General features: G+C 61.3%; 22 protein-coding genes and 1 pseudogene. 8 read left to right on the forward strand and 15 right to left on the reverse strand.

What is annotated here, in order from left to right; translation table 11 throughout:
• Window positions 1-88 precede the first annotated feature (88 nt).
• Both adh and TSA66_RS22670 read left to right on the forward strand, forming a co-directional pair.
• Entirely contained in the window at window positions 89-1609 is a 1521-nt protein-coding gene (gene adh / locus TSA66_RS22665) for an aldehyde dehydrogenase (RefSeq protein ID WP_040041635.1), read from the forward strand.
• A 68-nt stretch (window positions 1610-1677) separates the two neighbouring features.
• Window positions 1678-2052, forward strand: a complete 375-nt coding sequence (locus tag TSA66_RS22670; protein WP_040041636.1) for a DUF779 domain-containing protein — start codon at window positions 1678-1680, stop codon at window positions 2050-2052.
• Between the two features lie 75 nt (window positions 2053-2127).
• On the opposite strand, the gene TSA66_RS22675 is transcribed toward TSA66_RS22670, so the two are convergent.
• Together TSA66_RS22675 and TSA66_RS22680 are read right to left on the reverse strand one after the other, a co-directional pair.
• Window positions 2128-3141 (reverse strand): asparaginase domain-containing protein, encoded by a 1014-nt coding sequence (locus tag TSA66_RS22675; protein ID WP_040041637.1) that lies wholly within the window; start codon window positions 3139-3141, stop codon window positions 2128-2130.
• A 182-nt stretch (window positions 3142-3323) separates the two neighbouring features.
• Complete coding sequence (locus TSA66_RS22680) at window positions 3324-4466, reverse strand: branched-chain amino acid ABC transporter substrate-binding protein (RefSeq protein ID WP_040041638.1); 1143 nt, start codon at window positions 4464-4466, stop codon at window positions 3324-3326.
• 341 nt (window positions 4467-4807) lie between these two features.
• Here TSA66_RS22680 and TSA66_RS22685 point away from each other — a divergent pair, with 341 nt between their 5' ends.
• The 4 genes and pseudogenes from TSA66_RS22685 (at window position 4808) to TSA66_RS22705 (ending at window position 8438) form a co-directional block, all read left to right on the forward strand.
• Complete coding sequence (locus TSA66_RS22685; RefSeq protein WP_052452535.1) at window positions 4808-5650, forward strand: helix-turn-helix domain-containing protein; 843 nt, start codon at window positions 4808-4810, stop codon at window positions 5648-5650.
• 21 nt (window positions 5651-5671) lie between these two features.
• Window positions 5672-6316 (forward strand): annotated as a pseudogene (lipB, locus tag TSA66_RS22690) (lipoyl(octanoyl) transferase LipB); the annotation flags it as partial.
• Window positions 6317-6417: 101 nt separating this feature from the next.
• Window positions 6418-7401, forward strand: coding sequence for a lipoyl synthase (gene lipA / locus TSA66_RS22695; RefSeq protein ID WP_040041640.1), 984 nt, complete (start codon window positions 6418-6420; stop codon window positions 7399-7401).
• Window positions 7402-7784: 383 nt separating this feature from the next.
• A complete protein-coding gene (locus TSA66_RS22705; RefSeq protein ID WP_052452536.1) occupies window positions 7785-8438 on the forward strand; it encodes a phosphatase PAP2 family protein in 654 nt (217 codons plus the stop codon).
• 107 nt (window positions 8439-8545) lie between these two features.
• Here TSA66_RS22705 and TSA66_RS22710 read toward each other — a convergent pair whose 3' ends face one another.
• From TSA66_RS22710 to TSA66_RS22740, 7 genes are all read right to left on the reverse strand, one after another.
• Entirely contained in the window at window positions 8546-9070 is a 525-nt protein-coding gene (locus tag TSA66_RS22710; RefSeq protein ID WP_040041642.1) for a TlpA family protein disulfide reductase, read from the reverse strand.
• A 59-nt stretch (window positions 9071-9129) separates the two neighbouring features.
• Complete coding sequence (locus TSA66_RS22715) at window positions 9130-9567, reverse strand: DsrE family protein (RefSeq protein ID WP_040041643.1); 438 nt, start codon at window positions 9565-9567, stop codon at window positions 9130-9132.
• A gap of 18 nt (window positions 9568-9585) precedes the next feature.
• Window positions 9586-10155: a LemA family protein gene (locus TSA66_RS22720; protein WP_040041644.1), complete on the reverse strand. Its 570-nt coding sequence runs from the start codon at window positions 10153-10155 to the stop codon at window positions 9586-9588.
• Window positions 10156-10221: 66 nt separating this feature from the next.
• On the reverse strand, window positions 10222-10860 hold the full coding sequence (locus TSA66_RS22725) for a BON domain-containing protein (protein ID WP_040041645.1): 639 nt from the start codon (window positions 10858-10860) through the stop codon (window positions 10222-10224).
• On the reverse strand, window positions 10853-11449 hold the full coding sequence (locus tag TSA66_RS22730; protein WP_040041646.1) for a phosphoheptose isomerase: 597 nt from the start codon (window positions 11447-11449) through the stop codon (window positions 10853-10855). The genes TSA66_RS22725 and TSA66_RS22730 overlap by 8 nt, the downstream gene beginning before the upstream one ends.
• A 134-nt stretch (window positions 11450-11583) precedes the next feature.
• Complete coding sequence (locus tag TSA66_RS22735; RefSeq protein ID WP_040041647.1) at window positions 11584-11958, reverse strand: YraN family protein; 375 nt, start codon at window positions 11956-11958, stop codon at window positions 11584-11586.
• The gene (locus TSA66_RS22740; RefSeq protein ID WP_040041648.1) at window positions 11958-13184 is read right to left on the reverse strand and encodes a penicillin-binding protein activator; all 1227 of its coding nucleotides are present in this window, start codon (window positions 13182-13184) and stop codon (window positions 11958-11960) included. The genes TSA66_RS22735 and TSA66_RS22740 overlap by 1 nt, the downstream gene beginning before the upstream one ends.
• 12 nt (window positions 13185-13196) lie before the next feature.
• On the opposite strand from TSA66_RS22740, the gene rsmI reads away from it, so the two are divergent.
• Window positions 13197-14114, forward strand: coding sequence for a 16S rRNA (cytidine(1402)-2'-O)-methyltransferase (rsmI, locus tag TSA66_RS22745; RefSeq protein WP_040041649.1), 918 nt, complete (start codon window positions 13197-13199; stop codon window positions 14112-14114).
• Window positions 14115-14120: 6 nt separating this feature from the next.
• Here the strand turns inward: rsmI and TSA66_RS22750 are convergent, their stop codons facing one another.
• The 6 genes from TSA66_RS22750 to TSA66_RS22775 all read right to left on the reverse strand — a co-directional run bounded on the left by TSA66_RS22750 (window position 14121) and on the right by TSA66_RS22775 (window position 21732).
• The gene (locus TSA66_RS22750) at window positions 14121-15260 is read right to left on the reverse strand and encodes a septal ring lytic transglycosylase RlpA family protein (protein ID WP_052452537.1); all 1140 of its coding nucleotides are present in this window, start codon (window positions 15258-15260) and stop codon (window positions 14121-14123) included.
• Between the two features lie 228 nt (window positions 15261-15488).
• Window positions 15489-16601: a rod shape-determining protein RodA gene (gene rodA / locus TSA66_RS22755; protein ID WP_040041650.1), complete on the reverse strand. Its 1113-nt coding sequence runs from the start codon at window positions 16599-16601 to the stop codon at window positions 15489-15491.
• A gap of 6 nt (window positions 16602-16607) precedes the next feature.
• Window positions 16608-18590, reverse strand: a complete 1983-nt coding sequence (gene mrdA, locus TSA66_RS22760; RefSeq protein WP_040041651.1) for a penicillin-binding protein 2 — start codon at window positions 18588-18590, stop codon at window positions 16608-16610.
• Window positions 18591-18783: 193 nt separating this feature from the next.
• Entirely contained in the window at window positions 18784-19299 is a 516-nt protein-coding gene (gene mreD / locus TSA66_RS22765) for a rod shape-determining protein MreD (protein ID WP_040041652.1), read from the reverse strand.
• Window positions 19296-20591 carry a rod shape-determining protein MreC gene (gene mreC, locus TSA66_RS22770; RefSeq protein WP_040041653.1) on the reverse strand — a complete coding sequence of 432 codons (1296 nt, stop codon included), beginning with the start codon at window positions 20589-20591 and terminating at the stop codon, window positions 19296-19298. The genes mreD and mreC overlap by 4 nt, the downstream gene beginning before the upstream one ends.
• A gap of 97 nt (window positions 20592-20688) precedes the next feature.
• Window positions 20689-21732, reverse strand: coding sequence for a rod shape-determining protein (locus TSA66_RS22775; RefSeq protein WP_040041654.1), 1044 nt, complete (start codon window positions 21730-21732; stop codon window positions 20689-20691).
• Between the two features lie 251 nt (window positions 21733-21983).
• On the opposite strand from TSA66_RS22775, the gene gatC reads away from it, so the two are divergent.
• Window positions 21984-22286, forward strand: coding sequence for an Asp-tRNA(Asn)/Glu-tRNA(Gln) amidotransferase subunit GatC (gene gatC / locus TSA66_RS22780; RefSeq protein ID WP_040041655.1), 303 nt, complete (start codon window positions 21984-21986; stop codon window positions 22284-22286).
• Window positions 22287-22305: the final 19 nt, after the last annotated feature.

Genomic DNA, 22305 nt, shown 5'->3' on the forward strand with positions numbered 1-22305 from the left:
GTGCTTGCGCTATGTATAACGTACTCGCAGCACCATGCCGCGAGACATATACGCCAATAGACTGCACCACACCATTTTGGAGGAAGACATGAATCTTGCAGACATCAGCAAACTCGGTATCAAGAATCCGTTCAAGCAACGCTACGACAACTTCATCGGCGGCAAATTCGTGGCACCGACCGGCGGCCAGTACTTCCAGAACATCAGCCCGGTAATCGGCCAACCCTTCTGCGAGATTGCCCGTTCCACCGCCGAAGACATCGAACTCGCGCTGGACGCGGCCCATGCCGCCAAGGCCGCCTGGGGCAAAACATCCCCGGCCGACCGCGCCCGCGTGCTCAACAAGATCGCCGATCGCATGGAAGCCAATCTGGAACTGCTGGCAACGGCCGAAACGATCGACAACGGCAAGCCGATCCGCGAAACGATGGCTGCCGACATCCCGCTGGCAATCGACCATTTCCGCTACTTCGCCGGCTGCATCCGCGCGCAAGAAGGCAGCGTCGCGCCGATCGACTCGGAAACCTATGCGTATCACTTCCATGAGCCGCTCGGCGTAGTCGGCCAAATCATTCCTTGGAACTTCCCGATCCTGATGGCAGTGTGGAAGCTCGCACCGGCACTGGCTGCAGGCAACTGCGTGGTGCTGAAACCGGCCGAGCAGACCCCGGCCTCGATCATGGTGCTGATGGAGCTGATCGCCGATCTGCTGCCGCCGGGCGTGCTGAACGTCGTGAACGGCTTTGGGCTGGAAGCCGGCAAGCCGCTGGCCTCGAGCAAGCGCATCGCGAAAATCGCGTTTACTGGCGAGACCGGCACTGGCCGCCTGATCATGCAATATGCAGCGCAAAACATTATTCCGGTCACCCTCGAACTGGGCGGCAAGTCGCCCAACATCTTCTTCGAGGATGTGCTGGATGCGGACGACGAATTCTTCGACAAGTGCCTGGAAGGCTTCGCCATGTTCGCATTGAACCAGGGTGAAGTCTGCACCTGCCCGTCGCGCGTGCTGATCCAGGAATCGATCTACGACAAGTTCATGGAACGTGCAGTCAAGCGCGTAGCCGCGATCAAGCAAGGCAGCCCGCTCGACAGCAGCACCATGATCGGCGCACAGGCTTCGCAGGAACAGATGGAAAAGATCCTGTCATACCTGGACATCGGTCGCCAGGAAGGCGCAAAAGTGCTGATCGGCGGCGAGCAGAACCGCCTGTCGGGCGACTTGGCCGGCGGCTACTACGTGAAGCCGACCATTTTCGCCGGCAACAACAAGATGCGCATCTTCCAGGAAGAGATCTTCGGGCCGGTCGTTTCGGTCACCACCTTCAAGGACGAAGCCGATGCGCTGGCCATTGCCAACGACACGCTGTACGGTCTGGGCGCAGGCGTCTGGACCCGCGACGGTTCGCGCGCCTTCCGCATGGGTCGCGGCATCATGGCCGGCCGCGTGTGGACCAACTGCTACCACCTGTATCCGGCGCATGCGGCATTCGGCGGCTACAAGCAGTCGGGTATCGGACGCGAAACCCATAAGATGATGCTTGAACATTACCAGCAAACCAAGAATCTGCTGGTGAGCTACAGCCCGAAAGCGCTCGGCTTCTTCTAAGCGTTCATCAGGCGGCGTGCCTTGCCATAAGCAGGGCACGCCTGTTTTTTTCTGCGTGGGGAGCAAACATGGCACAACTCGTGGTCCAGCGTGTCGTTGCAACCGAAGCCGCACAGGAATTCATCGCGGCATTGCGAGAAAAGCATGGCGAGCTGATGTTTTTCCAGTCGGGTGGATGTTGCGACGGCAGTGCGCCGCTCTGCTATGCGGCAGGCGACTTCAACATCAGTTCGAGCGATGTCTTTCTCGGCAGTGTGCATGGCGTGCCGTTCTACATGGGCGCCGAGCAGTTCGAATACTGGAAGCACACGCAACTCATCATCGACGTGGTTGCCGGAAACGGCGGCATGTTTTCGCTCGACAACGGCACCGGGAAGCGCTTTCTGACGCGCTCCAGACTGTTCACCGATGACGAGAACACCGCGCTGCAGCAGGCCCGATAGGGAAAACAGCATCCACTGGCCATGGCCGCGTTGTATTGTTCCGATTGAATCGTCCCGAATTGGAACAATGGTGCATCAGACGCTCCGTTCGCCGCATAGATCGCGCAAGAACTCCGTTTTTACCTCGGCCGCAGGCAAGCCGCGCGCGAACAGGTGGTGCAGCTTGACGAAGGCTGCCTCGAACGTCATGTCGCCCGCGCCGATCACGCCGGCATCGATCATGCCCGCCCCGGCCGCATAGGCGCCGATCGTCACCCTGCCGTGCAGCGCCTGGCTGCCAGCGACCAGTACCATTCCAGCCGCGTCGGCGCGCGCGAGCATGTCGAGCAGCGCCGGATCACGATCCGGCACATTGCCGGCGCCATAGCATTGCAAGATCACGGCTTCCGGCTTCAGATCCAGCAATGCCTGCACCGCCCGCAGCGGCAAGCCCGGCACGAAGCGCACCGGCAGCACCGTGCTGTTCCCGTACTCCGGCAATTCGAATCGTTCCTGTCCTGGATTCGGCAGCAAGGCGGCATGGTTCAGGCGCACATCGATGCCCGCTTCGCCCAGCCACGGGTAATTGGGGCTGTCGAATGCATCGAGTCGTTCGGCGCTCAACTTGGTGGCGCGATTGCCGCGCAGCAGACGCTGATTGAAATAAAGCGCGACTTCATGGATCGCATCCGACGCGGCCAGCTGCAGCGAGGTGATCAGGTTGTGCGGCGCGTCGGAGCGCGCCACGCTCAATGGAATCTGCGAACCGGTGACGATGACGGGCTTGCGCACGCCTTGCAGCATGTAGGACAGCGCCGCCGTCGTGTAGGCCATGGTGTCGGTGCCGTGCAATACGACAAAGCCGTCGTAATCGTGATAGCGCGCCGCGATGTCGCGCCCGATCTGCTGCCAATCGCGCGGCGTGGCATTGCTGCTGTCGATCGGCGCGGCGTACTGGTGCAGCGTGTAGCGCGGTACTGCATCGTCGTTGCCGTCGAGCAGCCGGGACAGTGCCGCGGCAAAATCGCGCATCGGCGCATAACCCCGCGTGGTTTTTTCCATGCCGACGGTGCCGCCGGTGTAAATCAGGCCGATATGCTTTTGTTTCATCGTGGTTATTCCATCCTGCCGGTTCGACGGTTGCCCCATCTTCCGACGTGCCTGGCCGAAAACGCAAAAGTATGCCACGGTCTACCGTGCCAGATGGAAGCGCCGGCCCCGCCTGCGGCCCCGGGATGGAAAATTCGGCCTCCACGGGCGGCCGCGCCTCCGGCCGCCCGCCGCCAGCCGTGTTACTTCACGACGGCGATTTGCTCACGCTTGCCACCCTTGTAGGTGTATAGCGTCAGGGTGCCATTCTTGATATCGCCCTTGGCGTCGAATGCAATATTGCCGGTCACGCCCTTGTAGTTGATCTTATGCAGTTCGGGCAGGTATTTTGCCGGCTCGGCCGAACCGGCCTTCTTCATCGCCTCGACCATCACCATCACCGCGTCATACACGTATGGCGCGTAGAGCTGGACGTCGATGCCGAATTTCTTCTTGTACGCTGCGCGGAACTCGTCCATGCCCTTCTTCTGCGCTTCTTCCACGCCGCCGGCTTCGGCGCACACGATCTTGCCCGGCTCGCCGATAGCGTCGCCCGCCAGGTTGACCAAGCCTTCGGTGCAGATGCCGTCGCCGCCCATGAACTTGGCGTTCATGCCCAGCGCCTTCATCTGGCGCAGCATCGGGCCGGCCACGGCATCCATGCCGCCAAAGAACACGACGTCCGGATTCTTGGCCTTGATCGAGGTAAGGATGGCGTTGAAGTCGGTCGCCTTGTCGTTGGTGTACTGCTGCGCCACCACTTGCACGCCCTTGGCCTTGGCGCCCTTGATAAATTCCTCGGCAACGCCCTGGCCGTAGGCGGTGCGGTCGTCGATCACGGCAACCTTCTTGGCCTTCATCTGGTCTGCCGCATAGCGACCCAGCGTGCCGCCCAGCTGGCCATCGTTGGCCACCACGCGGAAGGTGGTGTTGAAGCCTTGCTGGGTGTATTTCGGGTTGGTCGCGGACGGGGAAATCTGCGGGATGCCGGCGTCGTGGTAGATCTTGGATGCCGGGATGGTGGTGCCGGAGTTCAGATGGCCGATCACGCCGTTGACATGGGCGTCGACCAGCTTCTGGGCGGCGGCGGTCGCCTGCTTCGGATCAGCCGCATCGTCTTCAGCCAGCAGTTCGAACTTGACCTTCTTGCCGCCGATGGTCACGCCCTTGGCGTTCAGTTCGTCGATCGCCATTCGCGCGCCGTTTTCATTATCCTTGCCCAGGTGGGCGATCGCGCCGGAGATCGGGCCGACATGGCCGATCTTCACTACTTGTTCCTGCGCCAGAGCAGCACCTGCAAAGGCGATGGCACCGGCCAATGGAATTATTTTTGTCGTGAACTGCATGCTGTTATCTCCTAGGTGTGAACAAGAAGTTACTGTAAGAATTCGCCTCTGCAGGACGCTCAACGGGCGTGTCGACATCGAGCCCGTCATGATCCTTTTAGGCGTTGCCGAGCCGGCATCGATGCGAAAAACATTCCGGCCGCCCTGATTGTTAACCTGTCCGGCGAGAACTTGCGCAACTGCTTGAATACGTTTTGATGAATCGCAATTATTGCTAGCACCGCCTTAAGGACTACTATGATCGGCAGCCGTCCGGCACATGGCATAAACTGATCCTACCTGGTGCTAAAATAGCGTCAAACAGCATCACCCTACTATAAATTACCAAACGGGGACCGCCCATGTCATCAGGCGCGAGGAGCGCGGCCCAGGCCGCGCAGCGCGAATTTTGCGTGAACCTGCGCATGCTATGCAGCTATTACCGCTCGGTAGCCGATGTATGCCGCAAGCTCAATCTGAATCGGGCGCAGTTTAACCGCTACCTCAACGGCACCAGCAAGCCGTCGAATCACACGCTGGAACGTATCTGCGATTTCTTCGGCGTCGAACCGTCGGAAATCTACCTGCCGCGCGAGCACTTCCACCAGATCGTGCAGGTGCGCCCCAAACAGCGCGGCGAACGCGCGGTGTACGCCGACCACGTCGCGCGTCTGCAGCGTCAAAGCAACGGTAAGCTCGACAAGTATCTCGGCTACTACTACGAGTACTATTACTCGTTGAGCGCGCCGGAAAAGGTGCTGCGCGGCCTAGTGCACATCTACACGCACGGCGGCGCGATCTATCATGAGCGGCTGGAGCGTTTCCCGCAGCATGCCCCCCCCGATGACACCCGCAAGTGCAAGTACGTCGGCGCCGCCTTCCACCTGAACAACCGCATTTTCATGGTCGATTACGAGGCGCTAAGCGGCAATGAAATTGCCCAAACCATCCTGTTCACGACTTCCCAAAGCAAGGTGGCGCGCCTGTCGGGACTGATGCTCGGCGTATCGTCCGGCAACCAGCGCACCATCGCCTGCACGCGCGTGGTGTTCGAATTCCTTGGCAAGGACATCGACACGCGCGCGGCAATGCGCTTGTGCGGGCTGTTCGACCCGGACGACGGACAAATCGATCTGGCCATCCTGAAGATGATCGACAATTCGGCGCGCCAGGACCAGCCTCACTTCTGCACGATTCCGCTGTAGCGTCGAAGTGTTCCGAACTATACTGCGTCCATGACACCGATCATCATCGACCGCGGCTTCGAGCCGTATGAAATCAGCTTTGCCGCGATGCGCGCCTTCACCGACGCACGCACCGCCGAAACGCCGGACGAACTGTGGATCGTCGAACATCCTGCGGTATTTACCCTCGGGCTGGGAGCCGACCCGTCGCATGTGCTCAACGCGCACGACATCCCGGTCGTGCAGACTGACCGCGGCGGCGAAGTGACTTATCACGGGCCAGGCCAGGTCGTTATCTATTTGCTCATGGATCTGCGCCGGCGCCCGGGTGCGCGCCTGTTCGCGCGCGAATTCGTGAATAAAATCGAACAGTCGGTCATAAACACCTTGCACGCGTATAATCTTGACGGTGAGCGCAAGCCCGGCGCGCCGGGGATTTACATGTGCGACGGCCCCTGGAAAGGCGCGAAAATCGCCGCCCTCGGACTGAAGGTGCGCGGCAACGGCTGTACCTATCACGGCGTGTCGCTGAACGTCGCCATGGACCTGTCGCCGTTCTCGTGGATTAACCCGTGCGGTTACGAAGGCTTGGCGACGGTGGACATGAAAACCGTTGGCGTGCAAGCCCCCTTGCGCGACGTGCAGCAGGCGCTCGCTCACAACCTGACCGATTTACTGACGACCTGAAGCATTCCCTGCCGCTCCGATATCCATCCGAGAACAGCGTCGACGCGCAAGCCGCCGGATTCGGCCTGCGCCGGAATGATCACTGACGAAGCGACCGCACCATGACGACCGACAGCAAGCCCCTGCCCTCTTCCGCACCTTCCGACTACAACCCGAACGAGAAGCAGAAGGGAGCCGGCAAGACGGCTCGCATCCCGATCAAGATCGTGCCGGCCGAAAAACTGCCCAAGCCCGACTGGATTCGCGTGAAGGCTGGCTCGCCATCGACCCGCTTCTACGAAATCAAGGACATCCTGCGCACCAACAAGCTGGTTACGGTGTGCGAGGAAGCGAGCTGTCCGAACATCGGCGAATGCTTCGGCAAGGGCACCGCCACCTTTATGATCATGGGCGACAAGTGCACGCGGCGCTGCCCGTTCTGCGACGTCGGCCACGGCCGCCCCGACCCGCTCGACCCGAACGAGCCGGCTACGCTGGCGAAAACCATCGCCGCCATGAAGCTCAATTACGTGGTGATTACCTCGGTCGACCGCGATGACCTGCGCGACGGCGGCGCCGGGCATTTCGCCGACTGCATTCGCCTGATACGCGAACAGTCGCCCAAGACCCGCATCGAAATTCTCACCCCGGATTTCCGCGGCCGCATGGAACGCGCCCTCGAAGTGCTGAAGGAAGCGCCGCCGGACGTGATGAACCATAACCTGGAAACCGTGCCGCGCCTGTACAAGGAAGCGCGTCCAGGCGCCGACTATGCCTTTTCCCTGAGCCTGCTCAAGCGCTTCAAGGAATTCCATCCGGAAGTCCCGACCAAGTCTGGCCTGATGGTCGGCCTGGGCGAAACCGACGAGGAAATCCTGCAGGTGATGCGCGACCTGCGCGAGCACGGTGTCACCATGCTGACCATCGGCCAGTACCTGATGCCCTCGGGCGACCATTTGCCGGTGCGCCGCTATGTGCATCCGGACACCTTCAAGATGTTCGAGGACGAAGCGTACAAGATGGGCTTTGCGCATGCCGCCGTCGGCGCCATGGTGCGCAGCTCCTACCACGCCGACCTGCAGGCGCACGGCGCCGGCGTATCCTGATCGGGCCTGCGCGGGGACTTCCGGTCCGGCCCCGCGCACGCCTGCTGACGCGAACCGCCATGCGGCTTGATAAAAACTAAACGGCAGGCCGCATGAAGCCGTAAAAATATCGATGCCAGCCTCGCGCCTGCCACTTCGGCGCGACGGGATGGCTTTTCGATTCTGATGTCGATTGCCGGCATCGACTTATCTATCGCTTGTTCCAGCTCGATGACGATGACAAGCTCCTCCTTGCCGAACCGGCTTTCACGCCGGCAGAGGAAGATCATTCCGCGACATGTTTACCAAATGTTACGGCGCCCCGAACACGGGAACCGCCCGCGCGACGATTGGTCGGACTTATCGATGGCAATAGTTACGATGCGTTTAACGCAGCGAGACGTATGATTTCATGGAACCATATCACGCAGTTTGGCGATGTCACCATCACGATGCTTGTCGCATTTGCCATAGCGGCCTGGCTCTATATCGAGGACGAGCGGCGCCTGTCGCTCTGGTGGAGCGGGCTGTTCACGGCAGGGCTGGGCATCGTCGTCATGACCAAAATGGCATTCATTGGCTGGGGCATCGGCATACGCGCCGTCGACTTCACCGGCTTTAGCGGCCATGCGATGCGGGCGACTGCCGTCATCCCGGTGCTGTTTTACCTGATGCTGCAAAAAGCAAGTCCGGCGCTGCGCACGACGGGTGTGCTGGCCGGACTTGCGGGGGCTGCGCTGGTCGGGCTGTCGCGCCTGACGCTGCATGCGCATTCGGTATCGGAAGTGGTTGCCGGCACGGCGTTGGGCGCGGCGGTGAGCATGACCTTTATCTGGATTGCGGCCGAATCACTGCGCCGGCATGTGTTCAATCCGCTGCGCATCGCCCTGAGCGTGCTGGCGCTGCTTCCCGCTCCCTATGTGCAGCCTGCGCCGACGCAGGAGTGGCTGACCGACGTCTCGCTGTTTTTCTCCGGGCACGACAAGCCGTTCCTGCGCACCGGCTCCGGGGAGTCGCAGCCAGACATGAGCCGGCCGGGTTCATCTACGCGGTCGTAGGGGTTGTTTAACAGGCGTAGCGAGCGCCCCGAAGGGCGTCGAAGAGCTCGCGAACAATGGTACGCCGAGCACCGCAGACGCCTAGCCGGGGTGCACAGTGGCATCCCCTAGGCGGCCAGCGCCTTTTCCAGCAGCTGGTGCAACTCGGCGAATTCCGGTTCGCCGACATAGCGCTTGATGATCTTGCCGTTCTTGTCGATGATGTAGGTGGTCGGCGTCAGTTTCACATCACCGAAGGATTTCGCCAGGTCTCCCTGCGTGTCGAGCGCGACCTTGAACGGCAGGTTGCGGCTCTGCGCGTAATTGAGCACGTAATTGGGCGGGTCGTAGCTCATCGCGACCGCAACGAAATCCAGGCCCTTGTCCTTGTACTTGTTATACGTCTGCACCATCTGCGGCATTTCATGCACGCAGGTAGTACAGCTGGTAGCCCAGAAATTGACCATCACGACCTTGCCGCGCAGGGTTTGCATCGGCACTTTTTCGCCGCTCAGGCTGGTGAAGGTCACGTCCGGCGCCGCTTTTTGGGATGACATCGACAGGTAGCCCACTGTCGCGACAGCAACCACGGCAATGGCGCCCACCGCCTTGATCCAGGTGCGCTGGCGAGAATTGGTAGTTTCAGCTTGCATGACGCCTCGGCATAGTGATGTTACGGATAACCGCCATTATAGTCAGTTCATGACGACGGCTAGGGCCGCAGGTAAACGAAGCCTTCGCGCGCCTGCAGCCTCGCAACTTCGACCACGCCGGACGGCACGAGTTTCGCCTGCGGCAACAGCTGCGACGGCGCGACGTCGTGTGCAGTCAGCGTATTGCGGCAGACGCGGAACTCCACGCCCTGCTCGGCCAGCGCCGCTACCGCCGCATCGAATAGCCGGCCGTTGCGTTCTTTTGCCCCGGACAGCAGGAAACGGATGCCGTCACCATTGGCAACCACCACAATTTTCGTGTCCGGCTCGGCACGCAGATGGTTGCGGATGTTTGCCATCGCGCGCGAAGCCTGGTCGATGCCATCGACGAGATGGTAGACCACCTTGACCGGCTCGTCCGCCGACGCCCGCACGGCGGCTCCTGCGGCGAGCAAACTCAAGGCGGCGAGGGAGTGTTTCAGGAAAGTGCGTCGCATAGTCATTTCTCGATCTTGTCAGGGGCGGCCAGCCTGCTGCGTGCCAGTGGCCGGCAGTGACGCCACCGGCGTAAATGCGAACACGACAGCAATGACTGAACTGGGGAATTGCACGCGCGCGGCATTGTAATGGCTTGCCGCCTCATTGTAGACCTGCCGCGCGAACGCCATCCGGCTTTCAAGTGCGCTCAATTCATCGATCAGCCGGTGCAGGTCCAGATCGGATGCCGCCTCGGAATAGTGCGGCTTCAGCACAAACATCGTGTGCAGCGCCGATTCCAGCATGGCTTCGGCCTCGATCAGTGGGACTAAGGCATCAATGCCGAGCGCGTTGCGCGCAGCATACGCAGTGGCAGCAAGTGTTGCCTTGTCCGCCGCGAGCACCGCATCGAGCGCGGCGCCCTCCTCCGGCATGCGCATCCGGCAGGCCGCAACGAGGGGCGGAATCAATTCATGGCGGCGCTCCGCCTGCGCTTCGACCTGGGAAAACGCCGTCCTGCACTGCTTGCGCTGCCTCAGCAGCCGCTGATAGGCGCCCACGGCCCAGAATACGATCAGAAGTGCAACCAGGGTCACATAAGGTGTCATTGCCCACCTCAAATAAAAAAGCCGCAGGACGAATCGCCCCGCGGCTCATGCTTGATCAGAAAAAGCTCACTTCTTCTGGTTTTCCGGCTGTGCGGTCATCTGCCTGAGCTCGTCTTCCGTGATGTACTCGAACACCTTGACGACCTTGTGCACGCCGCCGATGCCGCTCGCCACTTCCGAGGCAAGCCGCCCTTCGCGCGGGGTGACGCGCCCCATCAGGTACACGTTGCCACGCTCGGTGACCACCTTGATCGAGTTTGCGTACAAGTCCTTGGTATCGACGAACGCCGCCTTGACCTTGCCCGTGATGAGCGAATCGTTGGAGCGCGACGTGAAGCTGGAGGATCCCATCACTTCCAGGTCGTTGATGATCGACTCCACGCCTTCGATAGCGTTGACTTCGCGCTCGACCGCCGCCTTGGTCGCTTCGTCGCGTACTTCGCCGGTCAGCAGCACCTTGCGGTTGAAGCTGGTGATATTGACATGGCCGTCTTCGCCGACGATATTGGCGATGCGCCGCTCTCCCTTGAGCAGGATTGCCTTGTCCTCGGTCTGTGCGCCGAACGTGCGGCGGTCAGTCGCTGCCAGCGTACCCATCACGGCGCTGCCGACGGCCATTTCAATGCAGCCCTGCAGGCTGACAGTGACGGCGCCGCACAACAGCACGGCGGCCAAAGGACGTGTAACACGCGTCCAATTAATCATTCGCATCCTCCCCAAATAATGCGACGTCGATGCCGTCGCACAAGCAATGAATTGTCAGCAGGTGCACTTCCTGGATGCGGGCGGTGCGGTCATGCGGCACGCAGATATGTACGTCCGCATCGGACAGGCGCTTACCGATGGTGCCGCCGCCCTTGCCGGTCAGGGCCACCACCCGCATGTCGCGCTCCAGCGCCGCATCGACCGCAGCCAGCACGTTGGCCGAATTGCCGGAAGTCGACAGCGCCAGCAGTACGTCGCCCGGCTGACCGAATGCCTGCACCTGCTTGCTGAAAATGTCATTAAAGTTGTAGTCGTTGCCGACCGCCGTCAAGATGGACGTGTCAGTGGTCAGCGCCAAGGCCGGCAGAGGCAGGCGCTCGCGCTCGAAACGGCCGACCAGCTCAGCAGCAAAATGCTGGCAATCAGCTGCCGAACCGCCATTCCCGCAGGCAAGTATCTTGTTGCCATTAGACAAAGCCGTGAACATAAGTTCCACTGCTTGCGAAATCGGCTGTGCAAGAACGGCGGCAGCCCTCGTCTTTAATTCGGCACTTTCCTGGAAGTGCGCCTGAATGCGTTGGTTTGTCATAGTGTTCGCGATTATAGTGCAGGTAGGAAGCGACTTCCCGCCGGGCTACCAAAATCCATTTATTCCAATATGGAAATGATAGCCGGTGTTGGACTGCGCTGAGGAAATTAAGTGCCCAAGGAAATTTCTTTAGATTACGCTTCGATCGCGTTTTTTAGCCAGCTCAAGTGGGCGCCGTCGAAGGCGATGACATCGAAACGGCAAGCAGGCGGTACACGGTAGCGTTGCAGAAAAACCAGCGCTGCCAGAATCAGGCGCGTCTGCTTGCTTGCGGTAATACTTGCGGCAGCTCCTCCGAAGCGCACATCGGCCCTTTTCCGCACTTCGACAAACACCAGCGTGTCCCGGTGCTGCAAAATCAGGTCGATCTCGCCGCCCTTGCAGCGAAAATTACGCTGCAGTAGCGTCAACCCTTGCTTCTGCAGATAATCGAGCGCGGCGTCTTCCGCTGCCTGACCTGTGACCTGCTTGGCGGTGCGCGGACCGCTGCCGGCGCCGAACAAGCCCATTACTGCGCGCCGCCTTCCGACACCACTAGCCCATCGCGATAGACGGCGGGCTGCGCGCTGCGCTCGAAGTGCGCCTTGGTCTTGTCGAAGTGTACTTTCAGCTTGCCAGTGACACCGTCGAGCTGGAAATCGCGGTGCTGAGCTGCGATTTCGTGTGCGACGCGGTAGGCATCGATGCCGAGCGCGTAAAGCCGCTCCAGGTCGGCATTGTGCCTGTGGCCTGGGTCGACGACGAGGCGAGGATATACCATGACGGCAGGATGATCGGGCTGCAACAGCCAGGGAATGTCAAGCAGTCGGGTGCCGTTCATCTCGACGCTGCGCTCGGCATCATTGGCGTCGGCGCGCACAAAAGGGTTCAGCTGCGACGTGCCGTACAGCGCAATATCGTTTCCCAGAATCGCGCGCACTTGCCGTGCCTGGCGCGCGTCAAGCGCCGCAAACACCAGGGTCGATTTGTCGCCCTGTATCTGTTTTTTCAGCTGCAACAGGGTGCGGCCATTCAAGAAGCCATCGTTGGCCGCCACCTCGACCATTTCCGGCTCCATGCCCAACTTCAGCCATTGCATCTCGAACGCCCTGGCCGCACGCCGCTGCCACGCGGCCTGCGTATGAAGCACGTAGGCCTTGCTCCATTTTCCGCTCGCACCGGCCCAACTGACGACCTGGCGCGCTTCATCTTCGATCGACAAGCCCATGACCAGCATTTGCCGCGGCAACGCGACTTCCTCGCCATCCTGGCTGTCCGGCGGCGTCAGCGCGATGGTTGGCTTGTCGAGCACATCGCTTTGCGCGACGGCAGCCACGCCCGTGCGTGACAATGGCCCGACGACGATGTCGACTTGCGCGGCAGCAGCGGCATAGCCGGCGAGAACGTCCTGCGGTGCATCGCCGGTTTCCACGACGCTGACCTCGACGCCGTCCTGTTCGCGCTCGTGCGCAGCCATGAAACCGGCGCGCACGGCTGCCGCGGCTTCGGCCAGAGTGTCAGAACGCAAGGGCAACAGCAAGGCGACGCGGGCAACAGGGGCTGCAGTCAGAGCGTTGGCAGGGAAGGCATCGGCCGGCGGCAGGGCCAGGTCGTTCTGCGCCGTGCGCACAATCGGCGCGCTGTCGAATGAGGCAGCGCCGTCGCTGTCGGCTCCGGTTGTGTTTGCCCCGGCAGACAGGCACAATCCGCTGCAGACACTGTTTAGCAGTATCACTTTTGCCCATCGTTTCCACATCGCGCGCTCCTCATGACATCGCCCACCTCCAGCTCACTTGCCACCCTGCCGATCATGGAAGAGGTGTCACGGCAAATTTATCCGGCGTCGACATTATATGTGGTGGCTACACCGATCGGGAATGCGGGCGATATCAGCTTACGGGCGCTCAATGTCCTGTCGATCGCCGATGCCATCGCCTGTGAAGACACGCGCAACACCGGCCATCTGCTGGCTCGCTACGGCATCGCCAAGGAATTGGTTGCCGCACATGAGCACAACGAGCGCGAGGCGGCGCAGACGCTGATCGGCCGGCTGCAGGCGGGCCAGCGCATCGCCCTCGTATCGGACGCCGGCACACCGGCAGTATCCGATCCGGGCGCGCGCATCGTGGATGCGGTGCTCGACGCGGGATTACGCGTGATGCCGCTGCCGGGCGCATCGGCTGCCGTGGCAGCACTTTCCGCGGGCGGCCTGGTCAACGACCAGTTCCATTTCGTCGGCTTCCTGCCTGCCAAGGCAAAGCAGCGCGAGCTGGCGCTGGCCGAATTGCGCCAGGTCGGCGCGACCCTGGTGTTTTACGAAGCGCCGCATCGCATCGTCGATACGGTCGCCGCCCTGGCAACGCAGTTCGAGCCGACCCGGCAAGTGGTATTCGCACGCGAATTGACCAAGCTGTTCGAAGAAATTCACCGCTGCCCGCTGGCTGAAGCCGCGACCTGGCTTGCAGGTGACGCAAACCGGCAAAAAGGGGAATTCGTGATCCTGCTCCAGGGTGCGCCTACGGCGGCGGACGAGGATGAGGTGGAAGCCGATCGCATCTTGACGATCCTGTTGGCCGAATGCCCGGTCAAGCAAGCCGCGGCACTGGCCGCGCAGATCACCGGACAAAAGAAGAACGCGCTCTACGAGCGTGCGCTGCGCATCAAGCAACAGGATGCGACCGAGTAGCGGCGCCTAGCGCTGCACGATCAGCGGCTTGAAGCTGCCTTTTTCCTGCAGCTGCTGCGCGACCGCAGCGGCCTCCGAACGGGTGACGAAGGGGCCGCTGTAGAGCCGGTAGAACAAGCCGTATTCGACAACCTCGACCGGCGGCATGCTGCCACCGGTGCTCTGGGTCAGACGGCTGCGCGCCGCTTCGGCGTTTTCCGCCTGCGTGAAGCTACCAAGCTGCAGGTAAAAGCCCGGTGCAGCGATGGCGGGCGAAGCCGGCGGTGCGGCGGACACGACAGGCGTCCCGGCGTACGGCGCTTCGGCCTGAGTCGCCGGCAGTGCCGATACCGGCATGATCCCGTCCTGGCGTGATGCCTCCGGCGTCGTCCTGGCGGATTCGGCGTGTTGCGCCGCTTCGACAGCCCCCGCCGCAGCCAGCACTTCCGGCGTCGGCAAGGACTGTTCCACGCGGGCCTGCTGCTCCCTGCGGCTATTTGCCATGCGCGCTATCTCGTCCGGCAGCAGGCGTTCGACTTCAAGCTCGCTGCTGCCCTTGCCGAGATAGCCGAGCTTGAATGCCGCAGTATAGGAAAGATCGATGATGCGCCCGGAATGGAACGGGCCGCGGTCGTTGATCCGCACGATCACCTGCTTGCCGTTGGCGACATTGGTGACGCGCGCATAGGATGGGATCGGCAGGGTCGGATGGGCGGCGGTCATCTTGTACATGTCGTACAGCTCGCCCGACGAGGTTTTCTGCCCATGGAATTTCTTGCCATACCAGCTGCCGATACCACGTTGCCTGAACGGCCTGTCATCGGTCATCGGCGTATAGGTTTTGCCAAACACGGCATATGGCCGATTGCTGCGCGGCAGATACGGTTCGATCTTCGGCTCCGCATCGGGAATATCCAGCAAGCCCTCGGGCGGTGCATCCCCCGGCCCGTCGTCCTGATAGTAGCCGCCCCGGCCTGAGCCGGCGCGCGGCAGGACAGGCGCCGAGGAGGACGATTTGGATGCGGAAGAGGAACGGGTAGGCGCGGCGCCAGTTTGGGCGGGAGAATGCGGCACGCTGCCGCAGCCGACCAATACCAGTGCGGGCGCGAGAGCGAATGCAAGCAGGATCTGACATCGGCAACGGTCGTAGTACTGACGCAGGAACATCGCGCTCTCCTTTCTTATTCATTATTTATCAGGCAAGGAGTCCTTGCCTATGCGCAGTCTTTTGTGATGCCGGCCGAATGCGGCGGGCAGAAACTGGCGGACATTGATTGAACGGGCGTGCCCCGGTTTAACGGGGAACAGTTTGCCTCGACAATGCTATTGCCGCAAGAATTGATTTTTAACCAGTTGTGACGGAAGAGGATGTGCCGTCACAACTGGTAGTGTGCGCTAACTCTGCACGAGTTTACGGTGGCGTTGAATGCTCATCAACATGCCCACCCCCAATCCGAGGGTGACCATGGCTGTTCCGCCGTAGCTCATGAACGGCAGTGGCACCCCGACGACCGGGAGAACACCGCTCACCATGCCCATGTTGACGAAAGCATAGGTGAAGAAGCTCAAGGTGATGGCGCCCGCGAGCAACCGGCTGAAGAAAGTAGGCGCATTGGCGGCGATGATCATGCCACGCCCGATCAGCAGCAGATACAAGACCAGCAGGACACAATTGCCGATGAGCCCGAATTCTTCGGAAAACACGGCGAAGATAAAGTCCGTCGTACGCTCCGGGATGAACTCCAGATGTGCCTGCGTTCCCTTCAGCCACCCCTTGCCGGCAATGCCGCCGGAACCGATGGCAATGGTAGCCTGGATGATGTGAAATCCCTTACCAAGGGGATCGGTGGTCGGATCGATCAGTGTCATGACGCGGTCGCGCTGATAATCATGCAACATCGACCACACCACCGGCAAGCTGGCCAGGACGCTCGCGGCCAGACCGATCAGGATTTTCCATGACAATCCGGCCAGGAAAATCACGTAGAAGCCGGCCGACAGGACCAGGATCGCGGTTCCCAGGTCGGGCTGCTTGATGATCAGGCCGACCGGAATCGCCAATATCACCGCAGCGACCAAAAACTCTTGCCAGCGCAACTGCCCCTCGCGCTTCTGGAAGAACCAGGCGAGCATCAGCGGCATCGCGATCTTCATCATTTCCGAAGGTTGAATCACCACGCCGACGTTGAGCCAGCGGCGCGCGCCCTTCTTGATCAGGCCGAACGCTGCCACCGCGACGAGCAAGGCCACGCCCACGGTATAGACCGGCACCGCAAAGCGCATCAGCGTCTGCGGCGGAATGATGGCGGCGATCCACATCACGACAAATCCGATCAGGATGTTGCGTAACTGGTCCTCGACGCGTCCGGGGAAATCGATGCCGGCCGAATACAGCGTCACGAGCGCCACCGACAGGATCAGGAACAGGATGAGCGCAAGCGGCCCGTCGAATACCGTGAAATACGGCTTGATGATCTGTCGCAGCGGACGTTTTTCTGTCAGATGCATGGTCTCTTAATCCCTGTTGCCCTGGTTTCCGGCGCCTGCTTGCGGGCTTCCGGTCGATTCTGCTGCAGCCTTCAGGGCCGCAGCGGGATTGCCGGCAGCCGCCGCAGCCGCTTCTGCTGCGGCCTTTTCCTTGTCCACCGGACGCTTGCCGAGCAGGTAGTAATCGAGCGCCTTGCGCACGATGGGCGCCGCCGCCTCCGCGCCGAAGCCGCCGTTTTCGACGATGAGCGCAATCGCGATCTTCGGATTGTCGGCTGGCGCGAACGCGGTATACAGCGAATGGTCGCGCATGCGCTCGGCCACTTTCTTCGCATCGTACTTTTCATTCTTCTTGATGCCGACCACCTGCGCAGTGCCGGTCTTGCCCGCCGACTCGTATCCGGCATTGGCGAACACGCGCGACGATGTGCCCTCCTTGGTAACCCCGACCATCGCGCGCTTGATGATGTCGATATTTTCCTGCTTCAGGTTGATGCGGTAGCTTTCCTTCGGCACCGTGACGGTGCGCTCCTTGGTCACGCCGTTCTCGACGATCTTGACCAGGTGCGGCTTCATTACCACGCCGTTATTGGCCAGATTGGCGACCGCATGCGCCAGCTGCAGGGGCGTAAACGAGTTATAGCCCTGGCCGATGCCGAGCGAGATCGTTTCGCCGGCATACCACTTGCGCTGCTCCGGCTTCTTGTACGCGTTGCGCTTCCATGTGGTCGACGGCAGCAGGCCGCGGCGCTCATGCTCCAGGTCGATGCCGGTGATCTGGCCGAAGCCGAACGGCTTCATGAAGTCATGCATCGCGTCGACGCCAAGATCATTGGCCAGCATGTAGTAATACGTGTCGCAGGAATGCACGATCGACTTGTACATGTCGACGGTGCCGTGGCCGCCTTCCTTGTCGTCGCGGAACTTGTGATTGCCGAACCAGAAATAGCCGGGGTCATATACGGTCGCGCTCGGCGTGCGCTTGCCCAGCTCGAGCGCCGCCAATGCCATAAACGGCTTGTAGGTCGAACCCGGCGGATAAGAGCCAGTGAGCGGGCGGTTGAGCAGCGGACGGTCAGGCGAATTGTTCAGCTCTTCCCAGCTTTGGGCATCGATGCCATCGACAAACAGGTTGGGATCGTAGGTCGGCATCGACACATACGCGAGGATGTCGCCCGTCGACGGCTCGATGGCGACCAGCGCGCCGCGGCGGTCGCCGAATGCTTCCTCGATGATCTTCTGCAGCTCGATATCGACCGACAGGATCAGGTTGTTGCCGGGGCTGGCGTGGGTGCGCGACAAGGTGCGCACAGCGCGCCCGCCGGCGGAGACCTCGACCTCTTCGTAGCCGGTGGTGCCGTGCAAATGCTGTTCGTAGCTTTTTTCCAGCCCTTCCTTGCCGATGTACTCAGTGCCGGCGTAATTGGCCGCGTCTTCCGTCTCATCGATTTTTTCCGCCTCGCGCTGATTGATACGGCCGATATAACCGATCACGTGCGAGGCCACTTTCCCGAGCGGATACTGGCGGAACAGGCGAGCCTGGATTTCCACTCCGGGGAATCGATATCGTTGCGCGGTGAAGCGCGCCACCTCTTCATCGGTCAGCCGGGTGCGAATCGGCGTGCTGGCGAAATTCTTCGACTCTTCGCGCAGCTTGCGGAAGCGCTTGCGATCCTTGGGCTGGATGTCGACCAGCGTGGAAAGCTCGTCAATGACGCTGTCGAGGTCGCCCTGCAGCTTGGACGGCGTGATTTCCAGCGTATAGGCTGAAAAATTGCGTGCCAAAACGACGCCGTTGCGATCCAGGATCAAGCCGCGGTTCGGCACCACGGGAACCACGGAAATGCGGTTTTCCTCCGCCTGCGCGGCGTAATCGTTATGCTTGAAGACCTGCAGCCACAAAAAGCGCGCCAGCAGCAAGCCAAAGCAGATCAGCACGAACACACCCACCGCAGACAATCGCATGCGGAACAGATGCAGTTCGCGTTCGGTGTTTTTGAATTCTGTCATACCAAGCCTTACGAAGACATCCGGTGGGCGTCTTCGTCATTACCTTTCCATCTCCCGCAAGCGGGCAATGGCGATACAGGAAATCCGGGCAGTACGCTGCCAGCGCGCGAAAGCTCCAGCGCTTCCCGTGCACATACCGCGCGCCAGGAACAGCGCCAGAGCGGATCTGTCCGGCCGGAAGACGCGTCGATCCTCAAATCGGCCGTGTTTCGTCGCGGTCGATCGCGCGCCGCTGCGGCGCAAGCAGCATCATGGTCGCTACCGGCCAGAGCGCGGCCGACGTGACGCTTTCCAGAAAATACATCCAGCCGGGGAAGCGTCCGCTGACCAGCAGGCGCACGACCAGTTGCACCACCTGCGCCAGCATCAGCAGCGGCAGAATGTGCAACGCCTGGGTACCCATCGGGAACCACAGCACGCGACGATGAATCATGATCGCGAAGTACGACAACAGCGTGTACGCCAGCGCGTGCTGCCCCAGCAGCGTCGCGTCGTGCACATCCATTAGCAATCCCATGAAGAACGCAACGCCGATGCCGACCTTGCGCGGCTGGTGGATGCTCCAGAACACTAGTGCCAGCGCGACGAAATCCGGCACGCCGTACCACTGGCCCCATGGCAGCAGATTGAGCAGGAATGCCGCAATCAGCGTCACCACGATGAATACGGGATTGGCCGGCAACAGGATGTAGTGTGGACGATTGTTCATGGCGTCGTTACCTTTTGCTGTTGCGGTGCCGCCGGTTTCGCCGTCGATGTCGGCGCTGGCACTGCCGGCTTGACGGCAGCCGCCGGTGCGGGCGTCTGCTGCGGCGCTTTCTGCGGCGAAGCCACGCGCTGCGGCAAGGCCGCCTGCGGCGAAACTGCGGCCGGTTTGGCAGGCCCGACCGGCGCCGCAGGGGCAGCCGCTGCGGGCGCTGGAGCTACCGGAGCGGCCGGAGCAGCGGCGGGAATTGCGGCTACCGGCTGGGCACCCGGCTGTTGCGGCGCTTTCGGTTGAGGGGCGGGCGACGCCGGTGCCGGTTGGGCTGCCGGCGCGGCGGGGGCCGCCGGGGTAGCATTTGCGGCTTCCTTGGCGCCCTCTTTCTTCGCATCCTTGGCCGCGTCCGCCGGGTGCTTCTTGGCCTTCTTATCCCTCACGTCCTCCGGTTCCGGTCGCGGCGGAAGCTGGGTCTCGGTCAGCAGGATCAGCAGCTGGCGATTACGATCGATACCGGCCAGGGGCTGACACGTGATGCGGGCAAATGCGTCGGACGACTTGGATTCGATATTGGACACCTTCGCCACGGCGAGGCCGGCCGGATATACGCCGTCGATACCGGAAGTGACAAGGGTATCGCCGCTCTTGATATCGACATTGGTCGGCATGAAACGCAGATCGAGCACACCCGAATGCCCCTGCCCGTAGGCGACGCTGCGCAGGCCGCTGCGCACTACCTGCACCGGGATGGCCTGGTCCTTGTCAGTCAACAGCGTCACTTCGGAGGTAAAAGGAAACACGCGTGTCACCTGGCCGACCACGCCGACATCGTCGATGACGGGCTGTCCCGGCTTGACGCCTTGCTGGCTGCCGCGATCGAGCACGATCTTGCGGGTAAACGCGTCACGGGCGTCGTACAAGATCTCGCTCATCACCGACTTGACCGGCAGGCGCTCGTTGGCGGCCAGCAGCCGGCGCAGCTGGTCATTTTCCGCGGACAGCTGCTGCACCTGCTGCAACGTCTGCGCATTGGCGACCTGCTGCTGCTTGAGCTTGCGGTTTTCCTTTTCCAGAACCGACAGCGAAGTAAAGTAATCGCCGACCACGTACGCGGCGTCGCGCGGCAGCAGGGCCACTACTTGCAACGGATAGAGCACGGTGCCAACGAATTGCCGAATCGAGGTGAGCGATCGCATGCGCGAATCGGCCACCAGCAGGATCAGTGCAATCAGGGAGAAGAACACCACTTTGGCGCGGGCGGATGCGCCTTGCTTGAAAAGTGGCGGTGGACTGTATTCCATCAGGATCTAGCTATGTTCCGGAATGTGACCGTAGGTCGTTGTCAGCCCCCGCGCCCCGCATGGGAAGCGAGGCGCGTCGCATGAAACGCCGAACAGATTATTCGTACGAGAAGATGGAGCCAAGCTTGTCCATGCGCTCGAGCGCCATGCCGGAGCCGCGCACCACGCAGGTCAGCGGATCTTCGGCGACGATCACCGGCAGGCCGGTTTCTTCCATCAGCAGGCGGTCGAGGTCGCGCAGCAGCGCGCCGCCACCGGTCAGCATCATGCCCTTTTCGGCGATGTCGGCACCCAGTTCCGGCGGCGTCTGTTCCAGCGCGTTCTTGACAGCCGACACGATATTGTTGAGCGGGTCGGTCAGTGCTTCCAGGATCTCGTTCGAGGAGATCGTGAACGAGCGCGGAATGCCTTCCGACAGGTTGCGGCCCTTGACTTCCATCTCCTTGACTTCGGAGCCCGGGAAGGCGGAGCCGATTTCCTTCTTGATCAGCTCGGCGGTTTGTTCGCCGATCAGCATGCCGTAGTTGCGGCGGATGTAGTTGACGATCGCTTCGTCGAACTTGTCGCCGCCGACGCGCACCGACCCCTTGTACACCATGCCGCCCAGCGAGATGATGCCTACTTCAGTGGTGCCGCCGCCGATATCGACCACCATCGAACCGGTCGCGTCCGACACCGGCAGACCTGCACCGATGGCGGCAGCCATCGGTTCCTCGATCAGGTAGACCTGCGAGGCACCCGCGCCCAGCGCCGATTCGCGAATCGCGCGGCGCTCCACCTGGGTCGAGCCGCAAGGCACGCAAATGATGATGCGCGGGGACGGCTTGAACAGTTTGGAGTCATGCACCATGCGGATGAACTGCTTCAACATCTGCTCGGTGACGGTGAAGTCGGCGATCACGCCATCCTTCATCGGGCGGATCGCTTCGATATTGCCCGGCACCTTGCCCAGCATTTGCTTGGCTTCCTTGCCGACGGCCTGGATGGTCTTCTTGCCGTTCGGACCGCCCTGCTGGCGGATCGCCACTACGGAAGGCTCGTCCAGCACGATGCCCATGTTGCGCACGTAGATCAGCGTATTGGCGGTGCCGAGGTCGATTGCCAGGTCGTTAGAAAAATAACTGCGTAAAAATCCAAACATGTATTGTCCTGATGCGCATCAAAGGCGCGCTTAACATTGAAGGTAGAACCTTTTACCTGCGGCTTTCGCTGCCGACGCCAGCGAGGTCTTAACGCAACATTCTACCTTATAATTTAGCCGAAATTAGTCAGCGGAAACTTCAAAAATGCAGTCCTGATGCGGCGTTTTCACAAGTCTTTGCCAGAATAAGAACACAATTTGCCTTTTTCAAAATACCCGCCCGAACAACTTGCCCAAACTACTATCCAATCATGTCACTCGACCTTTCCGACGTTAAGCGCCTAGCCCGCCTGGCGCAGCTTGATCTGAACGAAGAGCAAGCCAGCAAGACCCTCGACAAGCTCAATGGAATCTTCGCCCTGGTTGAGCAAATGCGCGCCGTCGATACGTCCGGCGTAGAGCCGCTGAACCACCCGATCGCCGCATACCAGAACGACGTGGCGCTGCGCCTGCGCGACGATGCCGTCACTGAACCGAACCGGCGCGACGAGTACCAGCAGGTCGCGCCCGCCACGCAGGACGGCTTGTATCTGGTCCCGAAGGTCATCGAATAACGCGCGGTTTGCGCCCAAC

Origin of the sequence: Noviherbaspirillum autotrophicum, assembly GCF_000818395.1 — a bacterium.
Classification (GTDB): domain Bacteria; phylum Pseudomonadota; class Gammaproteobacteria; order Burkholderiales; family Burkholderiaceae_D; genus Noviherbaspirillum; species Noviherbaspirillum autotrophicum.